Raw genomic sequence first — 21,582 nt, 5'->3', positions numbered from 1 at the left:
CTGAAATGAACTGGATTTCCGCCTGTCATCTCGACGATATCGAACAGGAAGGCGCGCGCCGCTTCGATCATGCCGGCCGGACCTATGCGCTCTACCGTTCGCCTGCCGACGAAGTCTTCTGTACGGACGGCCTGTGCACCCACGAGGCCATTCATCTCGCCGACGGCCTGGTCATGGATTACGAGATCGAATGCCCCAAGCATTCCGGTATTTTCGACTATCGCACCGGCGAGGCGAAGAGACTGCCAGCCTGTAAGAATCTGAATGTCTACGCAGCGCGGATTGCCGATGGCACCGTCATGGTCAAACTGCCCGGCTGACAGCGGTTCCCCGCTCGCCCTCCCCCTTCATTGCAGTCCCTATGAAATGCTCCAATCCTTGGGCAAGGGTGCGGAACTCGCTGCGCCTGGGGTAACATGCCGACACGTAGAGCCATTCTGGCACGAGGCGTCCTGGCGGCCGGTAGCGTGCTCGGAGCGAGCCTATGCCCGAGGAAGGTGAGCCTCACGCCGCCACCTGGATGGCCTTCGGCCCGAGCACGAAGATCTGGGGCAAAAGGCTACGCTCCGTCGCCCAGGAAAACCTGGCGGAGATCGCCAAGGCCATTGCCGCGCATGAAACGGTGAACATGCTCGTGCGGGAGGAGGAGCATGACCTCGCAGCGCGCCTGTGCGGCCCGGCGGTCAATCTGCTCGTCCAACCGATCGACGATCTGTGGATGCGTGACACCGGTCCCGTCTTCGTCAAGAACGCCTCCGGCGAACGAGGCGGTGTCGGCTTCAACTTCAATGGCTGGGGCGACAAGCAAAGCCATGCCAGAGACGCCAAGTTGCCGCCTTCGTGGCGGGCAAGGTCGATGCGCGTTCATCGAGACCGACCTCGGGATGGAAGGTGGCGGCATCGAGGTGGATGGCGAAGGAACAGCCATCATTACGCAGAGCTGCGTGCTCAATCCGAGCCGCAATCCCGGCGTGAGCAAGGCGGCTTGCGAGAAGGAACTCTTCCGTCTCCTGGGGCTGGAAAAGATCATCTGACTGCCCGGCATCGCCGGTATGCAGCAGCGGGTGGCGGCATCCATTGCAGGACGCAGCAGCAGCCGAAATAGGGCTTCGACCATGCCAAAGGCAAAGGCGTTCCGATGAGCGAAGAAAAGACGTTCGAGACTGAAACTGCCCCGTTCCGTCAGCCGATGGTGACCTCGACCGGCATCGTGTTGGGCTTCCTGCTGGCCTTGCTCGGTCCGGCGGTCGCGCTGGTCATCCGAGCGGTGCAAGCATGCGGCGAAAGGCCGGAAATGACGAGACGCAGGCTACGCATCCCACATTCCCGCCCTGCTGCCGGCTCGTTCACCAGCCGGACCGTTCGAAATTGGAAAGCCCTAAATCTCGCCGAGAGTCCAACTGCCACTGGCTGAAAATCCGGGTGGAGGTCGCGGCTCCTCGAGTTCAGAGCTTGTGAGTCGTCGCTCCGAGACGACGCCGAACCGAGGCTTCCAATTCCTCGGCAAAGACGATGGTGGAGCGCAGGACCGCAATCTCATTCAAGGCCTGTGATCCCTGATCGTCGATCGCGATCGGAAATTCCATCTTGCCCACAGCAGTAGGCACGCGAACGCTGAACAGAAGGCGACCGCTCCCCTGTACTTCGACTTTCATCAATTCGACATTTGTCATTTTACTCTCCTGTAATGAAAAAACCGCCCCCCCATTTTCGAAGCCCGAATTTAGAGAATTAATCCGAATATTTGAGTTTATTATCTGAGTTATATTTCAACTTCGAATGACGACGAGTAATCGCGGGGCGGGATGCCCCATCAATACCCCATTCCTCCATTTGGCATGGCGCCGGCAGCGTCCGATTCGGTCGACACGATAATCGCTTCGGTGGTGATCATCAGGGCCGCAACGGAGCCTGCATCCTGCAATGCTGCCCGGACCACCTTGGCCGGGTCGATGATGCCGGCCTCGAGCATGTCGACATAGCGCTCGGTCTGGGCATCGAAGCCGAGATTGGGATTGTTTGCTTCCAGAAGCTTGCCAACAACCGTCGACCCCTCGACGCCGGAATTCTCGACGATCTGCCGGATTGGCGCTTCGAGCGCACGCATGACGATGGCAATGCCTGCCCGGACATCGGGATTGTCCGAGACGATCTTGTGGAGGGCAGCCTTTGCCCGCAGCAAAGCGACACCGCCCCCGGGGACAATGCCCTCCTGGATCGCCGCGCGGGTGGCGTTGAGCGCGTCCTCGATACGATCCTTCTTTTCCTTGACCTCGACCTCGGTTGCGCCACCGACGCGAATAACAGCCACGCCGCCCGAGAGCTTGGCGAGGCGCTCCTGCAGCTTCTCCTTGTCGTATTCGGAGCTGGTCTCTCCGATCTGGTTCTTGATCTGCCGGATGCGGGCCGTGATCTCCTTCTTGTCGCCGGCACCATCGATAACGGTGGTGCTCTCCTTGTCGATGTGCAGGCGCTTGGCACGGCCGAGCATGTCGATCGTGACATTCTCGAGCTTCACACCAAGATCGTCGGAGATGAGTTGTCCGCCCGTCAGCGTGGCAATATCGGCAAGGATGGCCTTGCGCCGATCCCCGAAACCCGGCGCTTTCACCGCGGCGACCTTGAGGCCGCCACGCAGCTTGTTGACGACGAGCGTTGCAAGAGCTTCCCCCTCGACATCCTCGCAGATGATCAGGAGAGGCTTGCCGGTCTGCACCACCGCTTCCAGGAGCGGCAGGAGGACCTGGACGCTCGTCAGCTTCTTCTCGTGGATCAGGAGATAGGCATCCTCCAGATCCACCGACATCTTCTCGGCATTCGTGATGAAATAAGGGGAGAGATAGCCCCTGTCGAACTGCATGCCCTCGACGACATCAAGTGCGGTTTCGGCGCTCTTGGCCTCCTCCACCGTGACGACGCCTTCATTGCCGACCTTCTTCATCGCCTTGGCGATCATCTTGCCGATCGAGGCGTCGCCATTGGCCGCGATGGTGCCGACTTGAGCGATTTCATCCGAGGATCGCACCTTCTGGGCCCTCGTCTCGATATCTTTCACCACGGCAAGCACGGCGAGATCGATGCCACGCTTGAGATCCATCGGATTCATGCCGGCGGCGACGAATTTCGTACCTTCCCGGAAAATGGAGGCGGCCAGCACCGTCGCAGTCGTCGTTCCGTCGCCGGCAAGGTCATTGGTCTTTGAGGCGACCTCACGCACGAGCTGGGCGCCCATGTTCTCGAATTTGTCGACGAGATCGATTTCCTTGGCGACGGTCACGCCATCCTTGGTGATACGAGGCGCACCGTAGGCACGGTCGATGATCACATTGCGCCCTTTGGGCCCAAGCGTGACCTTGACGGCATTGTTGAGGATCTCCACGCCACGCAACATGCGATCACGGGCATCGCTGGAGAATCTGACATCTTTGGCGGGCATGGTTGAACTCCGGTCTCTGTTGTGTGTGAAAGGCAAAGGCAAGCACGGCGTTTACGGCCGCCTCAGCGACGGCTTTCGTTTTGTCGGGACGGCGGCGACGCTGCTCTCCCATGATCGGGATCGCCTCACCTTGCCCCGTGTCTGCTCTGCCGTTTCGAAGTAGCGACCTCGTCCCACCGCCGAGGCGACCGACAACGGTTCGGTCTGCCTGAGGTCGAATGTCTTTGAAGTGCACTTTTCAGGCTCGGCGCACATCGGCACGCCACCCCTTTCTTTATACACTCTTTGGCACTCCATGGACATGAGTGCTAGAAAATAAAAATCAACCCTTATTCCAGAGATTGAAGAAAATTTAATTCCACTTGACCGAAAAATTCCAACACAACTTTTGTATACTTTAAAAAATAATTCTCGATATTAAAACGAATAGGGAGTAAAGTATTTTTCTTTAATGGAAAAAACGCATGGCGGATTTAGAAATGGGATCTTTAATAAAAGGTTTTATTTGAATCTCTGTATTTTACGAGCGCGAAGCCGTGCCCAGACCTGCCATGAAATAGTATCCATACGGCGTTGATTGGCGCACCTCGCGACTGCAGAGCGAACGTCGCGACATGGCCGACAATACGCACGATGGCATGTCCACGCCCTTCCCGAGACGTCTTGCGAACAGCGATATCGCTTCTGGCGTGGCGCCGAAGCCCAGGCGAAGGACGCGTTTTGGACATTTGCTTCGCCGCGTGAGGAGGCCCCGATGCGACAAGTTCTTTTCAAGTCACCATTCGACGATGGCTTCGACAAGGCGATCGCCAATTGGGAGAATGAAGGAGGCGCCATGCGGGTAGCTCCCGACAGACTTTCCTTGCAGGTTCAGCGAGATTTGCTCGAACGGGAAATATTCCAGGCCATTCTGACAAGAGGCCTGGACGACGAAGGGGCCTTTCGCCCATTTCATTCCTTCCCGTGGGCAATCCGAGCAACTGTCGTCGAATGAACGCCCCCGCCCGGAATCTGGTTGTCGCAGCGAAGGTGACGATCAGCCGGGTGCCATCAGAGGCGGAAACGGCGGTGTTGGAGCAATGTGACCCGCCTGCAGGGGAGATTCCTCTAACTCTTTGTTTTAGCGTACTTTCTTATTCGAAAGATCTGTCGCTTTTTGGAAGTCGCTCTAGGGACGACGTGAGGACCCAAGCCATGAACAGCCCCGGAGGCGTCCTTCTGGAAAAGGCGGTTCTCGCCTTGCTTCAGCCCAAAATCGGCTATTTCTCCGACCATGCCGTGGTCACGCGTACGATGCCGATCTCGCTCTGGCGCGAGCATATGCAATCAGCCATCCAAGCCTACCTTGCCGCCGCGGCGGTAGAGCGAAAGTCCTCCCGTTCTCGCAAGAGCCGAGAGCGGAAATTATCCGTCGGCAAAGGAGAGGTGTGATGAATGTCCGCACGACGCGTTCGACGGTGACTTTTACCAAGCCATTCCGCCTCGATGGCTTCAACGAAAATCAACCGCCAGGAGATTATAGGGTCGACATCGACGAAGAGCTGATCGAGGGCGTGTCGTTTCTGGCCTATCGCCGCATAGCGGCTCTTTTCCACCTGCCGGCGCTCTCACAGCCACAAACCTCGATCCAGGTTGCCAGCATCACGCCTGCCACGTTCGACGCCATGCTCGAACAGGATTCCACGGCGATTTAGCAATTGCCGGAATTGGCTCGGCAACACGACCGCAAGTCTCGTCGGGCTGGACTTACGCGGTCAGCCGATGTGCTGCAAATCGGAGCCAAATGGCGGCAGGGGAAGCATTTTACGTTGGTACCTCGTATGTCCAGACCCGAAACGACTTCAAGACATGCGGGCCGAACGAGTTGATGAGAGGGACATCGGCTGCGTCCCGGCCCCGAGCAACCACGATCCGGCCAATCCGGGGAACATTGTTTCGCGGATCGAACGTATGCCATGCCCCGCCTAGGAACACCTCTATCCAGGCGCTGAAGTCCATTGGGTCGACAATGGGGACGCCGATGTCCCCCAGATGACCGTTGACGTAGCGCGCGGGAATATTGAGGCAGCGGCAGAGCGTTAGCGCCAGATGCGCGAAGTCGCGACAAACGCCGATGCGCTCATGGAAAACCTCGAAAGCCGTTCGTGTCGAACGGGCCTGCATGTAATCAAAGCGGATGTGGCCGTTGACGAAGTCGCAGATTGCCTGCACGCGGCCCCAGCCGGGAGCGATCTTGCCGAACATATCCCAGGCGATCTGGCTGAGGCGATCCGTTTCGCAGTAGCGGCTCCCCATGAGGTAGGCAAGGCAGTCATCTGGCAGTTCAGGCACCGGGAACTCCCGAGCGGACGGGAATATCCTGTCCGGCTTGCCGTCGTCCTCGATCGTGGCATCGCCCCAGATGGTCAGGTCGCCCGTCGGCGCCACAAGCCGACGGCAGCGATTGCCAAAGAGATCGTGATAAGTCGACAGTTCGGCGGGTGGCGTGGTGAGGATCGTTTCTGCGGCCCGAATATCGGCCGCGCGATCGTCGTGAACAGACATCAGGCAGACCAAGGCGGTCGGTTGTGGGCAGTTCAACGTGATTTCGTAGCCATAGCGGATCAGCATCAGACCACCGATCGGAAATCAGAGACGGTCAGCGTGTAGGAACTGAGGTGATCGTGAGAATAGGCCTCGCGGGCAACATCATGGATGGATGCCCGCAAAGCATCGAAAGCCGAAAGGCACTCCGCTTCCGATGCCGTCGATCCGCGTGACATCGTGGCCGCTTTGGCGAGCGCACCAGCCTCGACGAAGAACCGTATTTCGAACATGCCATCATACCCGAAGAAACGGACGGCGTTCCGTACTTCATCGAAGCTACGGCTTAGGTTGGGAAAGGCGAGTGTCATGATTGGTACCCCGTTCTGGCAGGTCCCGAGCGAAGTACGATTTCCATAAAACGCCCTTTGGAAACATCCTTTGCTCGAACTTCTTGTTTTGACGAACTTTCATCGCTGTCGATGTTCAGGCGGCGCCCTTTCATCCAGAAGCGCGATGCTGCCGAGACTCTGTGCGAATAGAGGCGGTTTCCTCCGCTATCACTGATGGTGACGGCGTCGGGTTGCTGCGGCATGTTGAGGGTACGCCAAAACTGACAGGCGATCTCGATCGCATCGTCGACGCCGGCGGCATCCACGGTCTCACGGCCGATCACAGCATGCGCATCGTCAGCCTGACGGACGCGGTAGAATTCGATCACGACCTTCATCAGCATCTCGTCGCTCCGCACGATTTCATCGTTGTCGGATCTTCCCTTTTCGAGTGCGGCGCCCGAATCGGAGGGAATGATCGGTACCGGCGGCCGCGGTGACCTTTGCATGCCAGATCCAGGCAGGTGGGCGAGGGAGCTCACGCGGCGAAGCACAAGCCAGGAGCCCCTGGATTGTTTCCTCGTCAGGGTAGGCACGGGAGCTTCCAAACGACAGACAAACGCCGATATGCCATGCGGTGGCTATATTTTGAGCTTCTGCCTCTCGAAAAGGCAATCAGCCAAGTCAACAACCTCTATAGATATGCGCTTCGATTGGGCTCCAAAAAAGGCGCAATTGATTTTATTTTTTGGTGAAGGAAAAATACTGCCCAATGTTAAAATATTTCAAAGAATGGCACGCGATTTTGTATCCGGATTAAATTATTATGGATGTTGCCATTCATCTTAAACAGATACTATTCGGTCGAGCATCGGCAGTACATGCCAGGCATTCGCCTTTTTTCCCACGCCTTGGACACGCACCCGTCAAGCCGCCATCGCCCCCGACCACCGCCCTCTCGCATGCGGCCGTGGGAAGGGTGTGGCGGTACCGCGGATCCTCTCCCCCGTTCCCATGTGCCCCACGTCACACGCCAGTCGACGCCCCTTTGCCACGCCCTTTAAACTTGCCTCGATTTCCCCTATCTGGTTGCTCAATATTCAAAGCGTCTTACGATTTGGCGGAACCGCCAGAAATCGCAAAGACGCTCCAGCCAATCCGATGGATTGGCTTGGAAACAATCAGCCTGGAACAAATAAGCGTTCGGTATGAACGCGTTTGCTCCAGGGGTGCCAACCCAGGGGAGAGCCGCATGGCCGAGTTTGACGCCGCGATCAAAGCCGCCGAATCCGAGATCAAGGCCGCCCAAGCCAAGATTTCCGAGGTCAGCTCGAAAATCGAGCGCGCCCATTCCAAGATGGAGCAGGGCGAGGACATCTCCATCGACATCCAGAACGCCACGCTCGACGACGTCCATGCCCATTCCAATGCCATGAACGCCAACATCGCCGAGCTGATCATGGGCCTAGACGACGTCACCGCCGGCTTCTCCAAGGAATTCGACGCCATGCGGGAGAAGTCCGGCTGGGAGAGCTTCGTGGGCATGTTCTCCTCGGCGAAATCGGACTCCATGCGCGAGGAGCGCCTGCGCGCCGCCTCCATCGACGACAAGCTGCAGGATCTGATCTCCAAGTCCGACATCATCGTCAACCTGCTGCAGAGCCAGCTCGGCGTGCTCAACGACCACAAGAGCCGGGTCGAGAAGAACCTGACCGGCACCCTCACCGACCGCGAGAACACCGTGGCCGAGCTCGAGAAGATCCGGGCCGAGGTGCTGGCGATGGACCCCAGGATCATCGACCTCGAGAACAAGATCTCGATGGAACAGGACGCCGCCGCCCGCACGCGCCTGGAGAGCGAGCTCGCCCAGACCAACGGGATCTACAACGAGCTGGTGCAGCAGGAGCAGGTCAAGGTCGCCCAGTCGCAGACGCTGGAACGCTATATCGAGCAGGGCAAGACCTGGGTCGACAGCCTGCAGAACCAGGCGGCCACCCAGATGGTGCTGATCAACAAGCTGCAGACCGACACCAAGCAGCGCGTGGTGCTCTATGACGCGCTCACCAAGTCGCTCAAGACGGCCCAGCAGCAGGACGTCGCCCATCGCATCAACGAGATCGGCGTCAAGACCGACCAGGAGGCCCAGGCCGCCATGGCGGCCATCGGCTCGGCCACCAACCAGCGCATGGCCGAGATGATGGAAAAGCACGAGGACCATATGGTCTTTGCCCGCAAGGTCCTGGAAGAAAAGGCCAAATCCGACGAGCGCTTCGCCCGCCGCTTCGCCAAGATCGTCGAGAAGCACGACAAGAACCTCTATGGCGGGGCGTGAGGCTCGCTTACCCATCTCGGAACGGTGCGTGTGACGATGTTTCCCGTGGCTCGACTTTTGTCATTGCCGGGCCTGACCCGGCCATCCAGCCGACCTTTCCATCAAAGATGGATCAACACTGGATGCCCGGGTCAGGCCCGGGCATGACAAGATCGGTGTTTCCACCATCAGGAACTAGAGGCCGCCCTTGAACCCTCCCGGTAACGACCACGTCACCTTGCCGGATCCCCAGGCGATGCGGCGCTATTTCGGCAAATTCTCCCGCATCATCCGCCACTTGCGCGAGGTCACCGGCCAGACCGGCCTGGCCGACGACACCAAATATGGCGGCAATGAATTCGGGAGGATCCAGCTCGACCTGATCGAGAACTATCTCCAGCGCCTGGCCAAGACCTTCACCGCCCTCAGCCTCAAGCATCTGATGTCGGGCCGGGTCTCCTCGTTTCCGCTCACCTTGGCGATCGACCGCTCGGAGAGCGGCTTTCCGGTGTTCCAGGAGATCATGACGATGGCGAACGACCTCGTGCAGGTCGACCGCCACCTCGCCAACCAGCCCGACCAGGTCCGGCTGAAGGAGGAGATGATCGCGCACATCCTCTCCGAGCGGGCCAGGCCCACCAGCCTGCAATATGCCCTGAGCCAGCGCATCTACTACGAGACGCTGAAGTCGCGCGGCCTGTTCTTCGCCCAGAACCATCCCCAATTCGTGCTGCTGTCCGACGCCAAGGCGCAGCGCCGGCGCTACCTCCTGCACTGGGCCGTCTATGACAGCGCCCTCAGCCTGCCGGTGATCTATCTCCTGGTGGTCGAGGATACCGGGCACGTCATCCTGAACGAGGATCAGATGCGCTGGCCGCAGGTGCAGTCCCACCTGATGGCTCAGTCGCTCTCCAGCCTCAAGCTCCTCACCATCGCCCGCGGCTTCGACGTCGATTTCGACAATCTGCACCCCAAGCTGTTGAGGCGCATCCATGTCGGGCCGATGTATTCGCATGCCTTCACAGAGCAGACCGGCCCCTTGCGGGAAATCCTCGCCGAGGTCTCGCGTACCGAGGACAGCGACTGGGCGTTGGCCTGGACCATCGAGACCCTGGTCTCGGCCCGCAGCGAAAGAGTGCCCGCCGGCCTCCTGTCCACGGTGGAGCGCGAGATCTTCGACCTCGACCAGTACCAGCCCGCCGCCGCCGAAGCCGGCGTGACCAGGCTTGAACGCTCGCTCATCCTGCCGGTCCTGCCCTATCAGGTTCTCGTCGACCGCGACCCGCCCGGCTTCCGGGACGTGCGTAAATATGTGGTGGGCGAGGACGGTTCGCTGCTGACGGGGTTGTGATGGGTAGCGCCGCGCGAAAAACCTTCTCCCCTTGCGGGGAGCATAGAATGACCGTGAGGACCCTATGACCGCTTCCCTCAATCTGATGGAAATCCGCGAAGCGGCGATCCGCGCGCAGTATCCCCAGGCCCTGGCCCTGATGGAGGGGTTCGAGCATGCGCCGCGCATCGCCAAGGCGAAGGCCGCGTCAGCCGGCGCCGCGCCGGCCGAACGCTCGCCCGGCATTCCCACCGCCACCGGCCGGCTGTTCCGCGCCACCACGCCCGGCCTGACCGCGCGTTCCAGCGCGGCGCAGGACGGCGTCCATCTGATCGCCCGCATCAGCCAGGCCGATCCTGGCGAAGCCCTGATGAGCCCGGCCCAGGCCAGCGTGCTGCAGGCTTTGCGCCGGGCGCTGGCCACCGCCATGGCCGTCGGCGAGCTCTATGAGGAGCGCACCGCTCTCGGCCAGCTCAAGCGCGACAATCGCGAGGGCCGCCTCGATCCGGCAAGGCGCACCGAATTCGCCGAGCTCCTCACCGCGGCCTCCCTGATCGCCCTGCACGTCACGGCGAACATGCTCTCCTTCCTCATCGCCGCACAGGCGAGCGAGGGCCAGGCCGAGGTCGGCGAGCTCGAGGAAATCCTCACCGACAACCCATCCATCGCGCTGCAAGGCGCCCTGTGGGAACTCGACGGCATCCTGAGCCGAATGGATGGCGGCCTCAAGCTGGTGCCGACCCTGACGGCCTGGTGCGAACGGCTGATGGAGGTGGTCGCCATGCGCGTAGGCACCGCCCCGCGCCTGGAGGCCTTCACCAGCGCCGCCTATCGCGTCGAGGCGGACGATTTCCAGATCAACGGCTTTGCACCCTCCACCCACAAGCGCTCCACCGCGCTGACCATGGCCTTCAAGAAACCGACCGAGGTGGTGGGCAACCACATCGCCAAATACCAGTCGATGAAGCTGGCCAAGATGCTGATGGCCTATGATTTCGACAAGCGCCTCAATCCCTTCGCCGAACTCGGCGGCTTCATCTTCACCTTCATGGGCGATGGCAAGCCCGGCACCGGCAAGACCACGCTGATCCAGATGATGGCCGGCCTGCTCAACGAATATTGCGCCAATGCCGGCTATCCCTTCCGCTATGCCAACCTCTCCACCGACAGCATCGATTCCTACCAGGGCAAGTCGGCCCAGAACGCCAAGGCCTTCATCCGCGAGATCATCGACCCCGCCGTGATCGGCTTCGGCACCATCGACGACATCGACCAGCTCGCCGGCAAGCGCGGCGACCGGCAATCCTCCTCCGGCCAGCTCGAGATCACGGCCGTGTTGATGGAGAGTTTTGCTGGCGCCAATACCGTGGTGCGCGGCAATTGCACCTTCGGCATGTTCTCCAACTTCCCGGAAAATGTCGACGATGCCCTGCGCCAGCGCGCCGGCGCCCGCTTCCTGGTGGATGGGCCGCAGAGCAAGGAGGACTATATCGACCTCCTGTCCTTGCTGCTCGGCAAGCGCCACCAGATCCCGCTCGGCGAGCACGACCTCTTTGCTGCACAGGAGATCCGGCAAGCGGTGGCCGCCTCCTATGACGCGCATTCGCGCCCGCAGGAGGAAGCCCTGAAAAAGGTGTTCGACAGCGTGCAGGGCAAGATCGGGGCGCTCGACACCGTTGCCAGGCTCGGCGCCTATCTCAAGGCGATCCAGGAGGCAGACGAGCGCTTCACCGGCCGCGCCATCAAGAACATCACCGATGCCATCAAGGTCAGGGCGATGGATTTCGAGCTGCCGGACGAATGGATGGAAAAGCCCGAGCTCTTCCTCACCAAGGACTATGCTACCAAGCTCGCGATGATCTCCGAGCTCGCCAAGCCCATCACGGTCGAAATGGTGATCCAGGAGATCAATCGCTACGCCGATAGCGAATTCCGCTATGCCGACAAGTCGGACGAGGCGGCCATCGACAATGCGGTGCGCGACATGGGCCGCATGGAGGAAGCCAAGAAACGCTATCTGGAGCAGCGCACATGATAGTGATCATCGGCGTTGGACGTTCTGTCATCCCCGGCAAGGCTGAAGGCCTTGGGAAGGGGATCCAGGGGCCAAAGGGTTGTTCACATAGCCCCTGGATTCCCTTCCCGCCGCCTGCGGCGGCGCCGGGAATGACGGATAGTCTTTCGAGGTCATCGTCATGATGGAGCGCCTGATCGAAGCGGGGCTGATGTTCGGAAACCTCATCGAGGTCTCCTCCCCCACCATGGTGGCGCGCTACAATGCGGCGCTGGAAAAGCTCATCGGCAAGCGCACTGCGTTGGAGGACTTCCACATCGACCTCTCCGGCTTCTCGCCGGAAGTCGGAGACGAGCTCGACGACATCCGCTACCTCAATCCCGAGGGCTGCAACCGGATGTTCATCCTGCTCAGCCTCGACCAGCTCAAGGCGCCGCTGCTGAACGCCCAGTTTTCGACCATGCGTTCGGTGCTGCGCAACTTCATCCAGGACAATGCCAAGGAGTTGATGGCGCTCAGCGTGCGCGAGGCCGTGATGGGCGAACTCGTACATTCGATGTGGCGCATCAAGAGCCCGGCCGACCTGTTGGAACTGCGCACCGTCACCGTCGAGGCCAACACGCCGACCGACCGGCTCGGCGAAGCCGAACAATTGTCGCGCCTGATCGAGGACTTCCGCGTAAAGGACGATCTGTGGCAGGACGACGCCTATATCGACGGCATGATCAAGCTTGCCGGCCGGGTTGGCGACATCACCCGTAATCCCGTGCGCTTCCGCAAGACCGACTACAGCCAGGGCAATTTCTACACCAATTATTTCGACGGGCTCTATCTGTTCCGGGACATGTCCTACCCCGCCATGCTCTATCGTGGCGTGGCGCCGGGCTTTCCCAAGATCGGCACCGTGGAGACCAAGGATCTCGAAAGCGCCGTGGATGTCTGGCACTTCCTGCAGCTCAACGGCCTGATCACCTCGGTCTTCGAGGCTGCTGACCTCAACGCCAAGGCGCTGCTGCGCCAGCGGCTCGATTTCATGCTGGCCAGCGTCCTCGCCGGCAAGGATGACGCACCGGCGGAGCTGGCCCGGCTCAATCGGCAGGATCTGCGCCGCTTCGCCATGCGCCATGCCAACGACCTGCCGCCGGAATTCGAGGCGGTGGAAGCAGCCCTGCGTGCCGCCGAACAGGGCCTGAATCCGCGCCTTCCCGGCCCGTCGGAACCTGGCTGCTTCTATCTCTATCGTGCGGCCCAGTTGCCGGACCGCGACCTCGTCAACCAGTTGCTCAGCGAGTTCACGCCGCTCGACATCCGTCAGCTCTTCCTGTGCAACAAGCCGGCCTTCTACAAGGCCTATCAGGGTTGGTCCGCGCGCAAGCAGGATTATGTGGTGGAGTTCCTGTCCCGGGATGAAGCACTCAGGAACGACGATGCCTGGGAGGATCTGTTCGGCGACGGCACGCCGGAGGAAGAACCCCAGCCCCAGGCCGGACCATGGGGCGCGATCCCGAAGGGGTGAGGAATGGAGCGCGGACATCTTGTCCGCCCCTTAAAAACACCCTACCTCTCAAATCGCTAAGAGCGGACACCGCGACATGAAGGCATGTCGCCGGGATGTCCGCGCTCCAAGGTTGGTTCATGCTGCGTCTGTTCAAATGGATCCTGATCGTCCTGGTGCTCACGGTCGGCTATTGCTGGCTCGACCAGGTGCTGCCGCGCTATGACGTGGTGCGCATCGTCGGCACCGACACCAAGCGCCTCGACAGCTCCGGCTTCTTCGACAGTGAAGCGCCCAATGTGCAGGCGACCAATACGCGCGACGTACGCTTCATCAACACCGTCTATCCCAGCGGCACCCTCAGGGTTTATCGCAACGAGGATACCGACTGGGGCTTTCCCTGGTACTACAAGTTCGACTCCGGCAACCTGATGGCGGCGGCCCAGTCCTTCCAGTCCAGTACCGAAAGCCCGAAATGGGTGGTGATCAAGAGCTATGGCTGGCGCGTCACCTATTTGACCATGTTCCCCAACGTCCTTTCGATCCGCGCCGCCAGCGGGCCGGACGAGTATGTCATTCCCTGGATGCGGATCTTCGTGTTCGGCGGCCTGGCGATCGCCCTGATCTGGCTCTATTTCCGCCTGCGCCGCTTCAAGCGCGAGCGGCTCGACCCGATGCTGACCCGTATCGAAAACCATGTCAGCGCCGCGGCTGATGCCGTCGACGATCATGCCGTCGCCGTCTCGAGCCGGGCCACGGGTTTCATGGCACGGATCCGGCGCTGGCTGGATAGCTGGAAGCCAAAGAACCAGCGGCGCTACAAGTAGGATTGGAGACCCGTCTCCGGCCTGAATGCCTCAGGCTGCCGCTCGCGCGATACCATCGCCCACGATCGTCAGGGTCAGCGGTCCCGGAAGCATTTCGCCGATCGCCTCGAAGGCGGGGTGCTCCAGCGTCACAGCCGGATCGAGCTCGATCACGCCCGTGGTCTCGCCCTGCGCGAAGCTGAGCTTGGCGTTGAAGCGGCGGGCCAGAGCCTTCATACTGGCATTGTCGGCATGGGTGGTGACCTCGAGGCGGGTATAGCCGAGGCCGAGAGCGTGCAGCAGCAGGCGCGCGAACAAGCGTCCGCCAATGCCCTGATGCTGGCGATGACGCTCGACGCTGAAGGCGATCTGCGCCGTCGGCTCGGACAATTCGGGCAGTTCATGGAGTTCGGCCGCGCCGAGAACCTGATCGTCCTCGACATAGCCGATGACGGTGGCGCCGCCGCGGAAACTGCGCTCGGCATAGTCGGCGATGAAGGTGGCACTGATGCCGCCATTAAAGCGGTCATGCCGGCTCTCACGGTCCAGCCGCAGCAGGTGATCGCGAAACTTCGGCAGATCGGACGGTCTCAACTGCCGGATAATGCCCCTGGGGGCTATGGTGGTGACCTGGTTCATCTCGCAGTCCTCGTGGCTTACCCTCGAGTCGTCACCTCCCTGTGCGCCAAATATTGTGCACCGCAGCAATAATTGCAAGAGACCTCTGCTGCACCGCACTCAAAGCTGCTATGCAGGGAATGAAAGCCGGTGCCTTCCTCCTTTTTCAGGCCATGCGGAAACCGGCAATCGGAGGCCGGCCAACGGCAAGCGCCGGAACTGGCGGGTAGGCTAGGCTCCGATTTGCTGCATGAGGCCGAACACGTCCATCAGGATACGCGAGCGCTTGATTCTGCCGCGCTCCAAGCCATCGATCACCATGCCCCAAACCGACACAGTGTGGCCCGAGGCGGGAACACCGAAGAATTCCCCCTCATGCGTGCCTGTCCATGTAAAGCGGGTCAGCACGCTGGACTGCTCGGCGATCTGTTCCTCGATGGTCCAGTGCATGTCGGGAAACGCAGCGAACATGCCGCGAAGCACATCCTTCAGCCCGGCAAGACCAGGCCCTTGCCCTGGGAAGGGAACCAGCTCGATCATGTCCTCCGCCATGTAATCGCCAGCAGCATCGAGATTCCGGCCATTGATGACGTGCTCCACGAAGTCACGAACCAACTGCTTGTTTTCTTCGGCCATCCTCAACCTCCCCAAAGATCCATCACCAGACCTGTCCACCCACCGACGCCCGCCCCGGCAATCATTGTCCGGTCGTAGCAGCGATGATCGACCCCGGATGGGCCAGGCGCAACGCCTATATGTTTCCCAGAACCTGCTTGCGGATATCGTCGGCCAGCGGATGCAGCGTCTCGGCCGGCATTGATCCGACGAGGCTGTAGCCCATGCCACGGCTTGCCCAGGTCCAGCCATCGACCGTGCCTTCCGAATGGGCCGCCATCGCCCTGTCCTGGTCCACGGCCATCGGCCTGGTCAACATCACGAGGCGGCCGCCGCGATCGTCGTCATACATCAGCATGAGCGCCGGGCTGTGAGGCGTTGACACGACCCGCCCGCCCATCAGCCGGTACCCCGCCTTCGACAGGTCCGGCAAGACAGGCCTGCGCCCCATCCGTTCAGCCGCCCAATCGGCGAGCTCGGTTGCCTTGTCGGCACGGATTTCGACCGGCCGGACGGTATCCGAGGCATAGGCACTGAAATTCGCCGACGCCTCGCGGGCCAAGGCGCCCACTCCCTCCTGGGGTATGGATGTCATCTCGCGCAAAAGCCATCCCCCCGAACCGCCGATGGCGAGAAGCAGGATGGCGGCGGCCGTAGCCCACCATCGCGAAACGTGGGGCCGCCGCTGCATATCGATCATGTGAGCCAGGTTGAGCCTGGTGGGAATGGGTTCGTCCGCGATCGCAGCAAAGGCGGTACGCAGATCCGAACGCTGGCCGGCATAGGACCCAAAGCGGGCGGCGATGTCGGGATGCGCGTGGAGATAGGAAGCGATCTCCGCCCGGCGGGCCTCGTCGAGGGCGCCGTCGATATAGGCGTGGAGATCATCTTCGGAAATCGGTTTCTCAGTCATTTCACACTCCGCAGATGGCCGCCGCGCCTGGTGGCAGATCGGTCAGAGTTTTCAAGAATTTGCCGCAGGCGTTCGCGGGCGCGTGAGAGCCTCGACATGACGGTTCCGATCGGGATCGCCAATATGTCGGAAACCTGGGCGTAGGAAAGATCTTCGACGCAGACCAGCAGGAGCAGGCTGCGCTGGTCATCCGGAAGCTGCGCAAGCGCCGAGACGAGGTCGGCATGGACCAGGGCGTCCTCCTGGGTCGGCCGATGGACAAGAACGCCTTCCTCGACATCCTCGAACGGCAGATGATCGCCACGCCGCGCCTTCTGTCGAAGCCGGTTGACGGCGAGATTGTGCAGGATGGCAAACGCCCATGTGCGCGGATCCTTGCCGCGCCGCTGCTGCCAATGCGCGATCACCCGTTCCAGGCAATCCTGGACCAGGTCATCGGCGGCGACGGCATCCCTCAGCAAGGCCCGGGCATACCGTCGCAAGGCGGGAATCATCGGCTCGACAAGCCTTTGCAGGTCACTCATGGCCTTGACACTGCTCCCGCTCGCCGGGATGGCCGAAGCGAGCGCGCCGGTCGCTCATTGAACCTGCACCTGGACCACTTCGTCGGGCTTTCCCGGCGTGGAGGCCGCAACCACCAGGAACCGCCTCTCGTCCTTGCGCCTGGCTTCGACGATCTGGCGTATCGGTCCGACGGCATTGACGATGGCGGAGCCGGCCGGGTTCGTGGTGAAGGCCGAAAGCGGCTGCAACGGCCCTCCTCCATCCGGCTGGCTCGAAAGCGCGAGGACATAGGACTTCTTCGGTTCGAGTCCACTGACGGCGGCCTGGAGGATTTGAGTCAGGCCCTGGTCGAACAAGGATACGCTGGTCGGGGCGGTCTTGTCCCCGCTTCCCCCGGGCGCAAGCTTCAGATGGGCGGCCTCACCGGAAGTGCCGAGCGGCACCAGGTTCTGCAGGCCGTCGCCCTCAGGCACGGCATTGGGGACATAGGCGACGGCCTGCGGCGCCTGCCCGATCGGAATGGTGGCGATCACCTTGTTGGTCAAGGTGTCGATGACGGCAAACTGGTCGGCATTCTCGAGGCCGACATAGACCCGGCTGCCATCGCCGGAGGGCCAGATGCCATGCGGCAGATTGCCGACCGGAATGGTCGCGACCTGCCGGAAATCATCGGTGCGGAACACCTTCACTTCGTTCAACCCGCCAATGGTGACATAGGCGAAGCTGCCATTCTTGTTGACCACGAGGTTGACGTGATTGGTGATCGGCCCCGTATCGAGCGTCTTGACGAGATCGAAGGGAGGCTCGGCCTTGAAGACCTGCGTCTTGCCGATGTCCTTGAGGATGAACCACACCTGCTTTCCATCGGCCGAGGCCGCAATGTTCGGGCAGAAGGGGCTCGCCTGCTTGACGCTCCCGACGATCTTGTGATCGGCCGTGGACACGACGACCGTCTGCGGGTTGAATGACGAGCAGACATAGCCGTATTTGCCGTCCGGCGAGAAGATCTGCATGCCCGGCCCACCGGGAACCTTGATCCTTAGCTTTTCCTCGAAGGTGCCGGCATCGATGACGGAGACATAATCCTCACCCCGCACCGTCACCCAGACTTCGCTGCCATCCGGTGTGAAGAAGGCTTCATGCGGGGAACGCCCGACATAGGTGGTGTGCTTGACCGCGTTGGACGCTGTATCGATGAAGGTCACGGAATTGGAGCCGATGGAAACGACGGCCAGCGTTTTATGGTCGGGAGAAAAGCCCATGCCGTGGACCAGCACCTGACCCTTGTAGAGCGGACTGAGATTGCCCGGCTGGGGATCACCGAGCCGGATGACGCCGAGCAGCTTGTTGTCCACGGGATCGCTGACCGAGACGGTGTTCGAGAACTGCTCGGCCGCATAGAGGCGATCCCTGTGGCTGATCGGAATGTCGGCACCCGACGCCGATCCTGGCACCTGCCCAGCAAAACCGGCAACCGGTGCCAGCATGGTGCCAGCGAGAAGGCCGAAGGCAAAAAGGGTGCGGCGCATGGATGAGTCCTTCATTTGCCCGCTCCCGTCATCGACATGGCAGGAGGCGGGGGATTGTCGTTGGCGGGCGGATTGAGGAGAACGCCGGTAAAGGGCCGGGCCTGCGTCGGAGCGGAGGCCGGAGGAGGCACCGGATCCCCCACTGCCAGGCGCATGGCGGCGATTTCCTGTTGCTGTTCGACGATGATTTCCTGGGCAATGCGCCTGAGTTGTTCATTGCTGCCGTAACGCAGATAGGTTTGGGCCATGTCGATCGCGCCCTGGTGATGCGGGATCATCATCTCGATGAAGTCGCGATCGACATTGCCGGTCGGCTTGACCGCCATCGCGCTCATCATCTTCGACATCGCGGCATCGTTTTCCCGGAGGAACGGTGCCTCGGCGGAGGCCGGCATGGCCTCGTATCCATGGTGCTCGGTATCGTGGGCGGCAGCCGGCACGAAGCCGGCAGCCAGGATCCAGGCCAGCACGACGAGGGCGGCCTTGCGCTGAACGATCATGTTTGGTGTCCCGTGGTGTTTCGAACGAGCTCAACTGGGTGGACAACCGGGGGCAGCGTTTATTCCATCGCGCGGGAAATTTTCTGCTTTGCTGTCTCGGGCTCCCTATCGGACCCATATTCACCCGGATAATATTGACATCCATTCGACCCAAGCCTATCCTGCGCGCCCAACAGGATCCGGGATCATGACCCATCTTGCCCTTATCGCCTTTGCCGGGCGCCAGCGTCTGGCCGAAGGTGACGCTACCACCGTTGCCCTGGCCATCCGCCAGGCCCAGGATTCGGGTGAGGCGTTGCCCGTACAGGTGTTCGAAGATGCCACCGGTCGGCCTGTTGACCTGGATTTGCGCGGCACGCCGGATGACATCCGCGCCCGCTATGCCTTGATCGAGCCACCGCCACGTGGGCCTGGGCGTCCGAAGCTCGGCGTCGTCGCCCGCGAAATCACCTTGCTGCCGCGTCATTGGGACTGGCTGGCCTCACAGCCGGGCGGCGCCTCGGTGGTGCTGCGCCGGCTGGTGGACGAAGCGCGCCATGCCTCCGAGGCGACGGATCGGCTGCGTGAAGCGCGCGAGGCTGCCTATCGTTTCATGAGCGCCATGGCCGGCAACGAACCACATTACGAGGAAGCGATTCGCGCCCTGTTCGCCGGCGACAACGAAAAATTCACCGCCATGATCGCCGGCTGGCCCGATGACATCAGCAGGCACGCGCACAAGCTGGCGGAGGCGGCCTTCACGCTTGCACCGCAAGGCAATGGCAAGGGGCAGGAGCGATACAAGCCCGCAATCGGGAGCCTGCACGCCTGAAACAGGCCAAGATCGGGCTCCGGCCAGCCTCCGTGACAAACCTGCCGGGCGCCCCTGACGTAACTCCTTTGCCGGCCACGCGAATTTTCACTTTTTGCAACGCAGAAAAATTTCGGCCCGGGCGAAAATTTTTTCTTGCATATGACGCCCATTCTTCCTATTTCCCGCCTTGCCCAATTTCGCACGTGCCTGTGGCCGCGTGTCGGTCGGTGGACATCCAGACAAGAGGCTGGACGGTCGCCAGGGATGGACTAGGGATCGCGGCAGTGGTCTCTTGAGGTGATCAAGCACTGAGGTGCCAAAGTCATCGAATCCCGAACAACGATCGGCAGCCGGAGGCGACCGGTGAACCCCGTACTCCGCGGGGGACGCAGCTTGAAGCAACGACGAAGCGGGCTTTTTTGGTCTCGGCTGGTTTCCATATCCAGCGACTGAAGAGGCTTGTTTCTCTTTGCCAGGCGTGCGGACCGGGTATCCCGATCCAATCCAAGGCAGTTCCGAACCATGCGGCGGCTTGTTCCGTTGCGTGGCGATTTGCATCCCGTCGCGGCGAGGCATCCGGCCTTTCCGGCGGTGGGCGGCGCATCAGCATCGATCGTCCGCGGCTCCACCCCGCGGCGGCCGCGGCGACGCACCGATCCTTGAGACTTTTGGATTTTGGGGAGACCCGCCATGACCGACCGCATCCTCGACTACCTCCGACGCACCCCCGCCGACGGCCCCCGACTCGTCGTCGACATCGACGTGGTGGAGCGGAATTATCGGGCGTTCGCGCATGCGCTGCCGGACACCCGCGTCTTCTACGCCGTCAAGGCCAACCCGGCTCCTGAGATCCTGAACCTGCTGGCCGGCCTCGGCTCCAGCTTCGACTGCGCCTCCGTGGTGGAGATCGAGCAGGCCCTGGCCACCGGCGCCGGTGCCGATCGCGTCTCCTTCGGCAACACCATCAAGAAGGAGCGTGACATCGCTCGCGCCTTCCAGCTCGGCGTGCGCCTGTTTGCCGTCGATTGCGTGGCCGAGGTCGAGAAGATCGCCCGCGTCGCCCCTGGTTCGCGCGTGTTCTGCCGCATCCTGTGCGATGGCGCCGGCGCCGAATGGCCGCTGTCGAAGAAGTTCGGCTGCGCCCCGTCCATGGCCCCCGACGTGCTCGAGCATGCCCAGATCCTGGGCCTCACTGCCTATGGCGTGTCGTTCCATGTCGGCTCGCAGCAGGGCAATGTTCAGGCCTGGGACAGCGCCCTCGCCACGGCTGCCGGCATCTTCCGCGAGATGGCCGAGCGCGGCATCACGCTGTCGATGGTCAACATGGGCGGCGGCTTCCCGGCCAAGTATCTGCGCGCCATGCCCGGCGTTCCCGCCTATGGCGACGCGATCTTCAACTCGCTGCGTACCCATTTCGGCAACCAGCTGCCCGAGACCATCATCGAGCCAGGCCGCGGCATGGTCGGCGATGCCGGCATGATCGAGGCCGAGGTGGTGCTGGTGTCCAAGAAGGCCGAAACGGACGAGATCCGTTGGGTCTATCTCGACATCGGCAAGTTCCATGGCCTCGCCGAGACCATGGACGAGGCCATCCGCTATCCGATCCGCACCGAGCGGGACGGCGATGCCAAGGCGCCCTGCGTCCTGGCCGGACCGACCTGCGACAGCGTCGACGTGCTCTACGAGAAGACCCCTTATGATCTTCCGGTGAGCTTGTCGATCGGTGACAAGGTGCTGATCGAGGCCTGCGGGGCCTACACCACCACCTATTCCACCATCGGCTTCAACGGCTTCCCGCCGCTGGCTTCCGTGGTGATCTGAGATTCAGCGAGGAGCGGTAGAAATCGCTCCTCCGACCTCCAG

24 protein-coding genes and 1 pseudogene are annotated in these 21,582 nt (G+C 61.5%); 13 read left to right on the top strand and 12 right to left on the bottom strand.

The window, feature by feature from the left end; genetic code table 11:
• Positions 1 to 5 precede the first annotated feature (5 nt).
• The 3 genes and pseudogenes from ACZYTC_RS27120 to ACZYTC_RS27110 all read left to right on the top strand — a co-directional run bounded on the left by ACZYTC_RS27120 (position 6) and on the right by ACZYTC_RS27110 (position 1,034).
• Positions 6 to 320, top strand: coding sequence for a MocE family 2Fe-2S type ferredoxin (locus tag ACZYTC_RS27120; protein ID WP_434954980.1), 315 nt, complete (start codon positions 6 to 8; stop codon positions 318 to 320).
• Between the two features lie 164 nt (positions 321 to 484).
• Positions 485 to 784 (top strand): annotated as a pseudogene (locus ACZYTC_RS27115) (agmatine deiminase family protein); the annotation flags it as partial.
• A 28-nt stretch (positions 785 to 812) separates the two neighbouring features.
• Positions 813 to 1,034 (top strand): agmatine deiminase family protein, encoded by a 222-nt coding sequence (locus tag ACZYTC_RS27110; RefSeq protein WP_441771374.1) that lies wholly within the window; start codon positions 813 to 815, stop codon positions 1,032 to 1,034.
• A 148-nt stretch (positions 1,035 to 1,182) separates the two neighbouring features.
• On the opposite strand, the gene ACZYTC_RS27105 is transcribed toward ACZYTC_RS27110, so the two are convergent.
• The 3 genes from ACZYTC_RS27105 to groL all read right to left on the bottom strand — a co-directional run bounded on the left by ACZYTC_RS27105 (position 1,183) and on the right by groL (position 3,436).
• Positions 1,183 to 1,317 (bottom strand): hypothetical protein, encoded by a 135-nt coding sequence (locus ACZYTC_RS27105; RefSeq protein WP_488990992.1) that lies wholly within the window; start codon positions 1,315 to 1,317, stop codon positions 1,183 to 1,185.
• 128 nt (positions 1,318 to 1,445) lie between these two features.
• Positions 1,446 to 1,673 carry a hypothetical protein gene (locus tag ACZYTC_RS27100; RefSeq protein WP_481273735.1) on the bottom strand — a complete coding sequence of 76 codons (228 nt, stop codon included), beginning with the start codon at positions 1,671 to 1,673 and terminating at the stop codon, positions 1,446 to 1,448.
• 140 nt (positions 1,674 to 1,813) lie between these two features.
• Positions 1,814 to 3,436, bottom strand: a complete 1,623-nt coding sequence (gene groL, locus ACZYTC_RS27095) for a chaperonin GroEL (protein WP_434954977.1) — start codon at positions 3,434 to 3,436, stop codon at positions 1,814 to 1,816.
• A 754-nt stretch (positions 3,437 to 4,190) separates the two neighbouring features.
• Between groL and ACZYTC_RS27090 the strand changes: the two genes are divergently transcribed.
• Genes ACZYTC_RS27090 through ACZYTC_RS27080 form a run of 3 tightly spaced genes read left to right on the top strand, consistent with a single transcriptional unit; the run spans position 4,191 to position 5,130 of the window.
• The gene (locus tag ACZYTC_RS27090) at positions 4,191 to 4,430 is read left to right on the top strand and encodes a hypothetical protein (protein ID WP_488990991.1); all 240 of its coding nucleotides are present in this window, start codon (positions 4,191 to 4,193) and stop codon (positions 4,428 to 4,430) included.
• Complete coding sequence (locus ACZYTC_RS27085; protein WP_441771378.1) at positions 4,427 to 4,867, top strand: hypothetical protein; 441 nt, start codon at positions 4,427 to 4,429, stop codon at positions 4,865 to 4,867. Before ACZYTC_RS27090 ends, ACZYTC_RS27085 begins: the two co-directional genes overlap by 4 nt.
• Positions 4,867 to 5,130 carry a hypothetical protein gene (locus ACZYTC_RS27080; protein WP_434954974.1) on the top strand — a complete coding sequence of 88 codons (264 nt, stop codon included), beginning with the start codon at positions 4,867 to 4,869 and terminating at the stop codon, positions 5,128 to 5,130. The genes ACZYTC_RS27085 and ACZYTC_RS27080 overlap by 1 nt, the downstream gene beginning before the upstream one ends.
• Before the next feature lie 109 nt (positions 5,131 to 5,239).
• Here the strand turns inward: ACZYTC_RS27080 and ACZYTC_RS27075 are convergent, their stop codons facing one another.
• Genes ACZYTC_RS27075 through ACZYTC_RS27065 form a run of 3 tightly spaced genes read right to left on the bottom strand, consistent with a single transcriptional unit; the run spans position 5,240 to position 6,695 of the window.
• On the bottom strand, positions 5,240 to 6,046 hold the full coding sequence (locus ACZYTC_RS27075) for a transglutaminase-like domain-containing protein (protein ID WP_441771380.1): 807 nt from the start codon (positions 6,044 to 6,046) through the stop codon (positions 5,240 to 5,242).
• Positions 6,046 to 6,330, bottom strand: coding sequence for a DUF1488 family protein (locus tag ACZYTC_RS27070; protein WP_454812587.1), 285 nt, complete (start codon positions 6,328 to 6,330; stop codon positions 6,046 to 6,048). The genes ACZYTC_RS27075 and ACZYTC_RS27070 overlap by 1 nt, the downstream gene beginning before the upstream one ends.
• A complete protein-coding gene (locus ACZYTC_RS27065) occupies positions 6,327 to 6,695 on the bottom strand; it encodes a hypothetical protein (RefSeq protein ID WP_488990990.1) in 369 nt (122 codons plus the stop codon). Before ACZYTC_RS27065 ends, ACZYTC_RS27070 begins: the two co-directional genes overlap by 4 nt.
• Positions 6,696 to 7,543: 848 nt before the next feature.
• On the opposite strand from ACZYTC_RS27065, the gene ACZYTC_RS27060 reads away from it, so the two are divergent.
• The 5 genes from ACZYTC_RS27060 (at position 7,544) to ACZYTC_RS27040 (ending at position 14,268) form a co-directional block, all read left to right on the top strand.
• Complete coding sequence (locus tag ACZYTC_RS27060) at positions 7,544 to 8,623, top strand: coiled-coil domain-containing protein (RefSeq protein ID WP_434954970.1); 1,080 nt, start codon at positions 7,544 to 7,546, stop codon at positions 8,621 to 8,623.
• Between the two features lie 187 nt (positions 8,624 to 8,810).
• On the top strand, positions 8,811 to 9,953 hold the full coding sequence (locus ACZYTC_RS27055) for a hypothetical protein (RefSeq protein ID WP_488990989.1): 1,143 nt from the start codon (positions 8,811 to 8,813) through the stop codon (positions 9,951 to 9,953).
• A gap of 64 nt (positions 9,954 to 10,017) precedes the next feature.
• A complete protein-coding gene (locus ACZYTC_RS27050) occupies positions 10,018 to 11,967 on the top strand; it encodes an ATP-binding protein (RefSeq protein ID WP_488990988.1) in 1,950 nt (649 codons plus the stop codon).
• A gap of 160 nt (positions 11,968 to 12,127) precedes the next feature.
• The gene (locus ACZYTC_RS27045) at positions 12,128 to 13,462 is read left to right on the top strand and encodes a DUF6638 family protein (RefSeq protein ID WP_488990987.1); all 1,335 of its coding nucleotides are present in this window, start codon (positions 12,128 to 12,130) and stop codon (positions 13,460 to 13,462) included.
• A gap of 119 nt (positions 13,463 to 13,581) precedes the next feature.
• Positions 13,582 to 14,268, top strand: a complete 687-nt coding sequence (locus ACZYTC_RS27040; protein ID WP_434954966.1) for a DUF1523 family protein — start codon at positions 13,582 to 13,584, stop codon at positions 14,266 to 14,268.
• A gap of 30 nt (positions 14,269 to 14,298) precedes the next feature.
• On the opposite strand, the gene ACZYTC_RS27035 is transcribed toward ACZYTC_RS27040, so the two are convergent.
• From ACZYTC_RS27035 to ACZYTC_RS27010, 6 genes are all read right to left on the bottom strand, one after another.
• Positions 14,299 to 14,886, bottom strand: coding sequence for a GNAT family N-acetyltransferase (locus ACZYTC_RS27035; protein WP_434954965.1), 588 nt, complete (start codon positions 14,884 to 14,886; stop codon positions 14,299 to 14,301).
• Between the two features lie 210 nt (positions 14,887 to 15,096).
• Positions 15,097 to 15,501: an ester cyclase gene (locus tag ACZYTC_RS27030; RefSeq protein WP_481273731.1), complete on the bottom strand. Its 405-nt coding sequence runs from the start codon at positions 15,499 to 15,501 to the stop codon at positions 15,097 to 15,099.
• A 115-nt stretch (positions 15,502 to 15,616) separates the two neighbouring features.
• The gene (locus ACZYTC_RS27025; RefSeq protein WP_488990986.1) at positions 15,617 to 16,393 is read right to left on the bottom strand and encodes an anti-sigma factor family protein; all 777 of its coding nucleotides are present in this window, start codon (positions 16,391 to 16,393) and stop codon (positions 15,617 to 15,619) included.
• Complete coding sequence (locus ACZYTC_RS27020) at positions 16,390 to 16,917, bottom strand: RNA polymerase sigma factor (RefSeq protein WP_488990985.1); 528 nt, start codon at positions 16,915 to 16,917, stop codon at positions 16,390 to 16,392. Before ACZYTC_RS27020 ends, ACZYTC_RS27025 begins: the two co-directional genes overlap by 4 nt.
• 54 nt (positions 16,918 to 16,971) lie before the next feature.
• A complete protein-coding gene (locus ACZYTC_RS27015) occupies positions 16,972 to 18,426 on the bottom strand; it encodes a YncE family protein (RefSeq protein ID WP_488990984.1) in 1,455 nt (484 codons plus the stop codon).
• An 11-nt stretch (positions 18,427 to 18,437) separates the two neighbouring features.
• Entirely contained in the window at positions 18,438 to 18,926 is a 489-nt protein-coding gene (locus ACZYTC_RS27010; RefSeq protein ID WP_488990983.1) for a DUF305 domain-containing protein, read from the bottom strand.
• A gap of 187 nt (positions 18,927 to 19,113) precedes the next feature.
• Here ACZYTC_RS27010 and ACZYTC_RS27005 point away from each other — a divergent pair, with 187 nt between their 5' ends.
• Positions 19,114 to 19,737, top strand: coding sequence for a DUF2239 family protein (locus ACZYTC_RS27005; protein WP_434954959.1), 624 nt, complete (start codon positions 19,114 to 19,116; stop codon positions 19,735 to 19,737).
• Between the two features lie 672 nt (positions 19,738 to 20,409).
• On the top strand, positions 20,410 to 21,540 hold the full coding sequence (locus ACZYTC_RS27000; protein ID WP_434954958.1) for a type III PLP-dependent enzyme: 1,131 nt from the start codon (positions 20,410 to 20,412) through the stop codon (positions 21,538 to 21,540).
• The last annotated feature ends 42 nt before the right edge of the window (positions 21,541 to 21,582 follow it).

This window comes from Labrys sp. F242, assembly GCF_057813875.1.
This window is presented reverse-complemented; position numbering and strand designations above follow the sequence as displayed.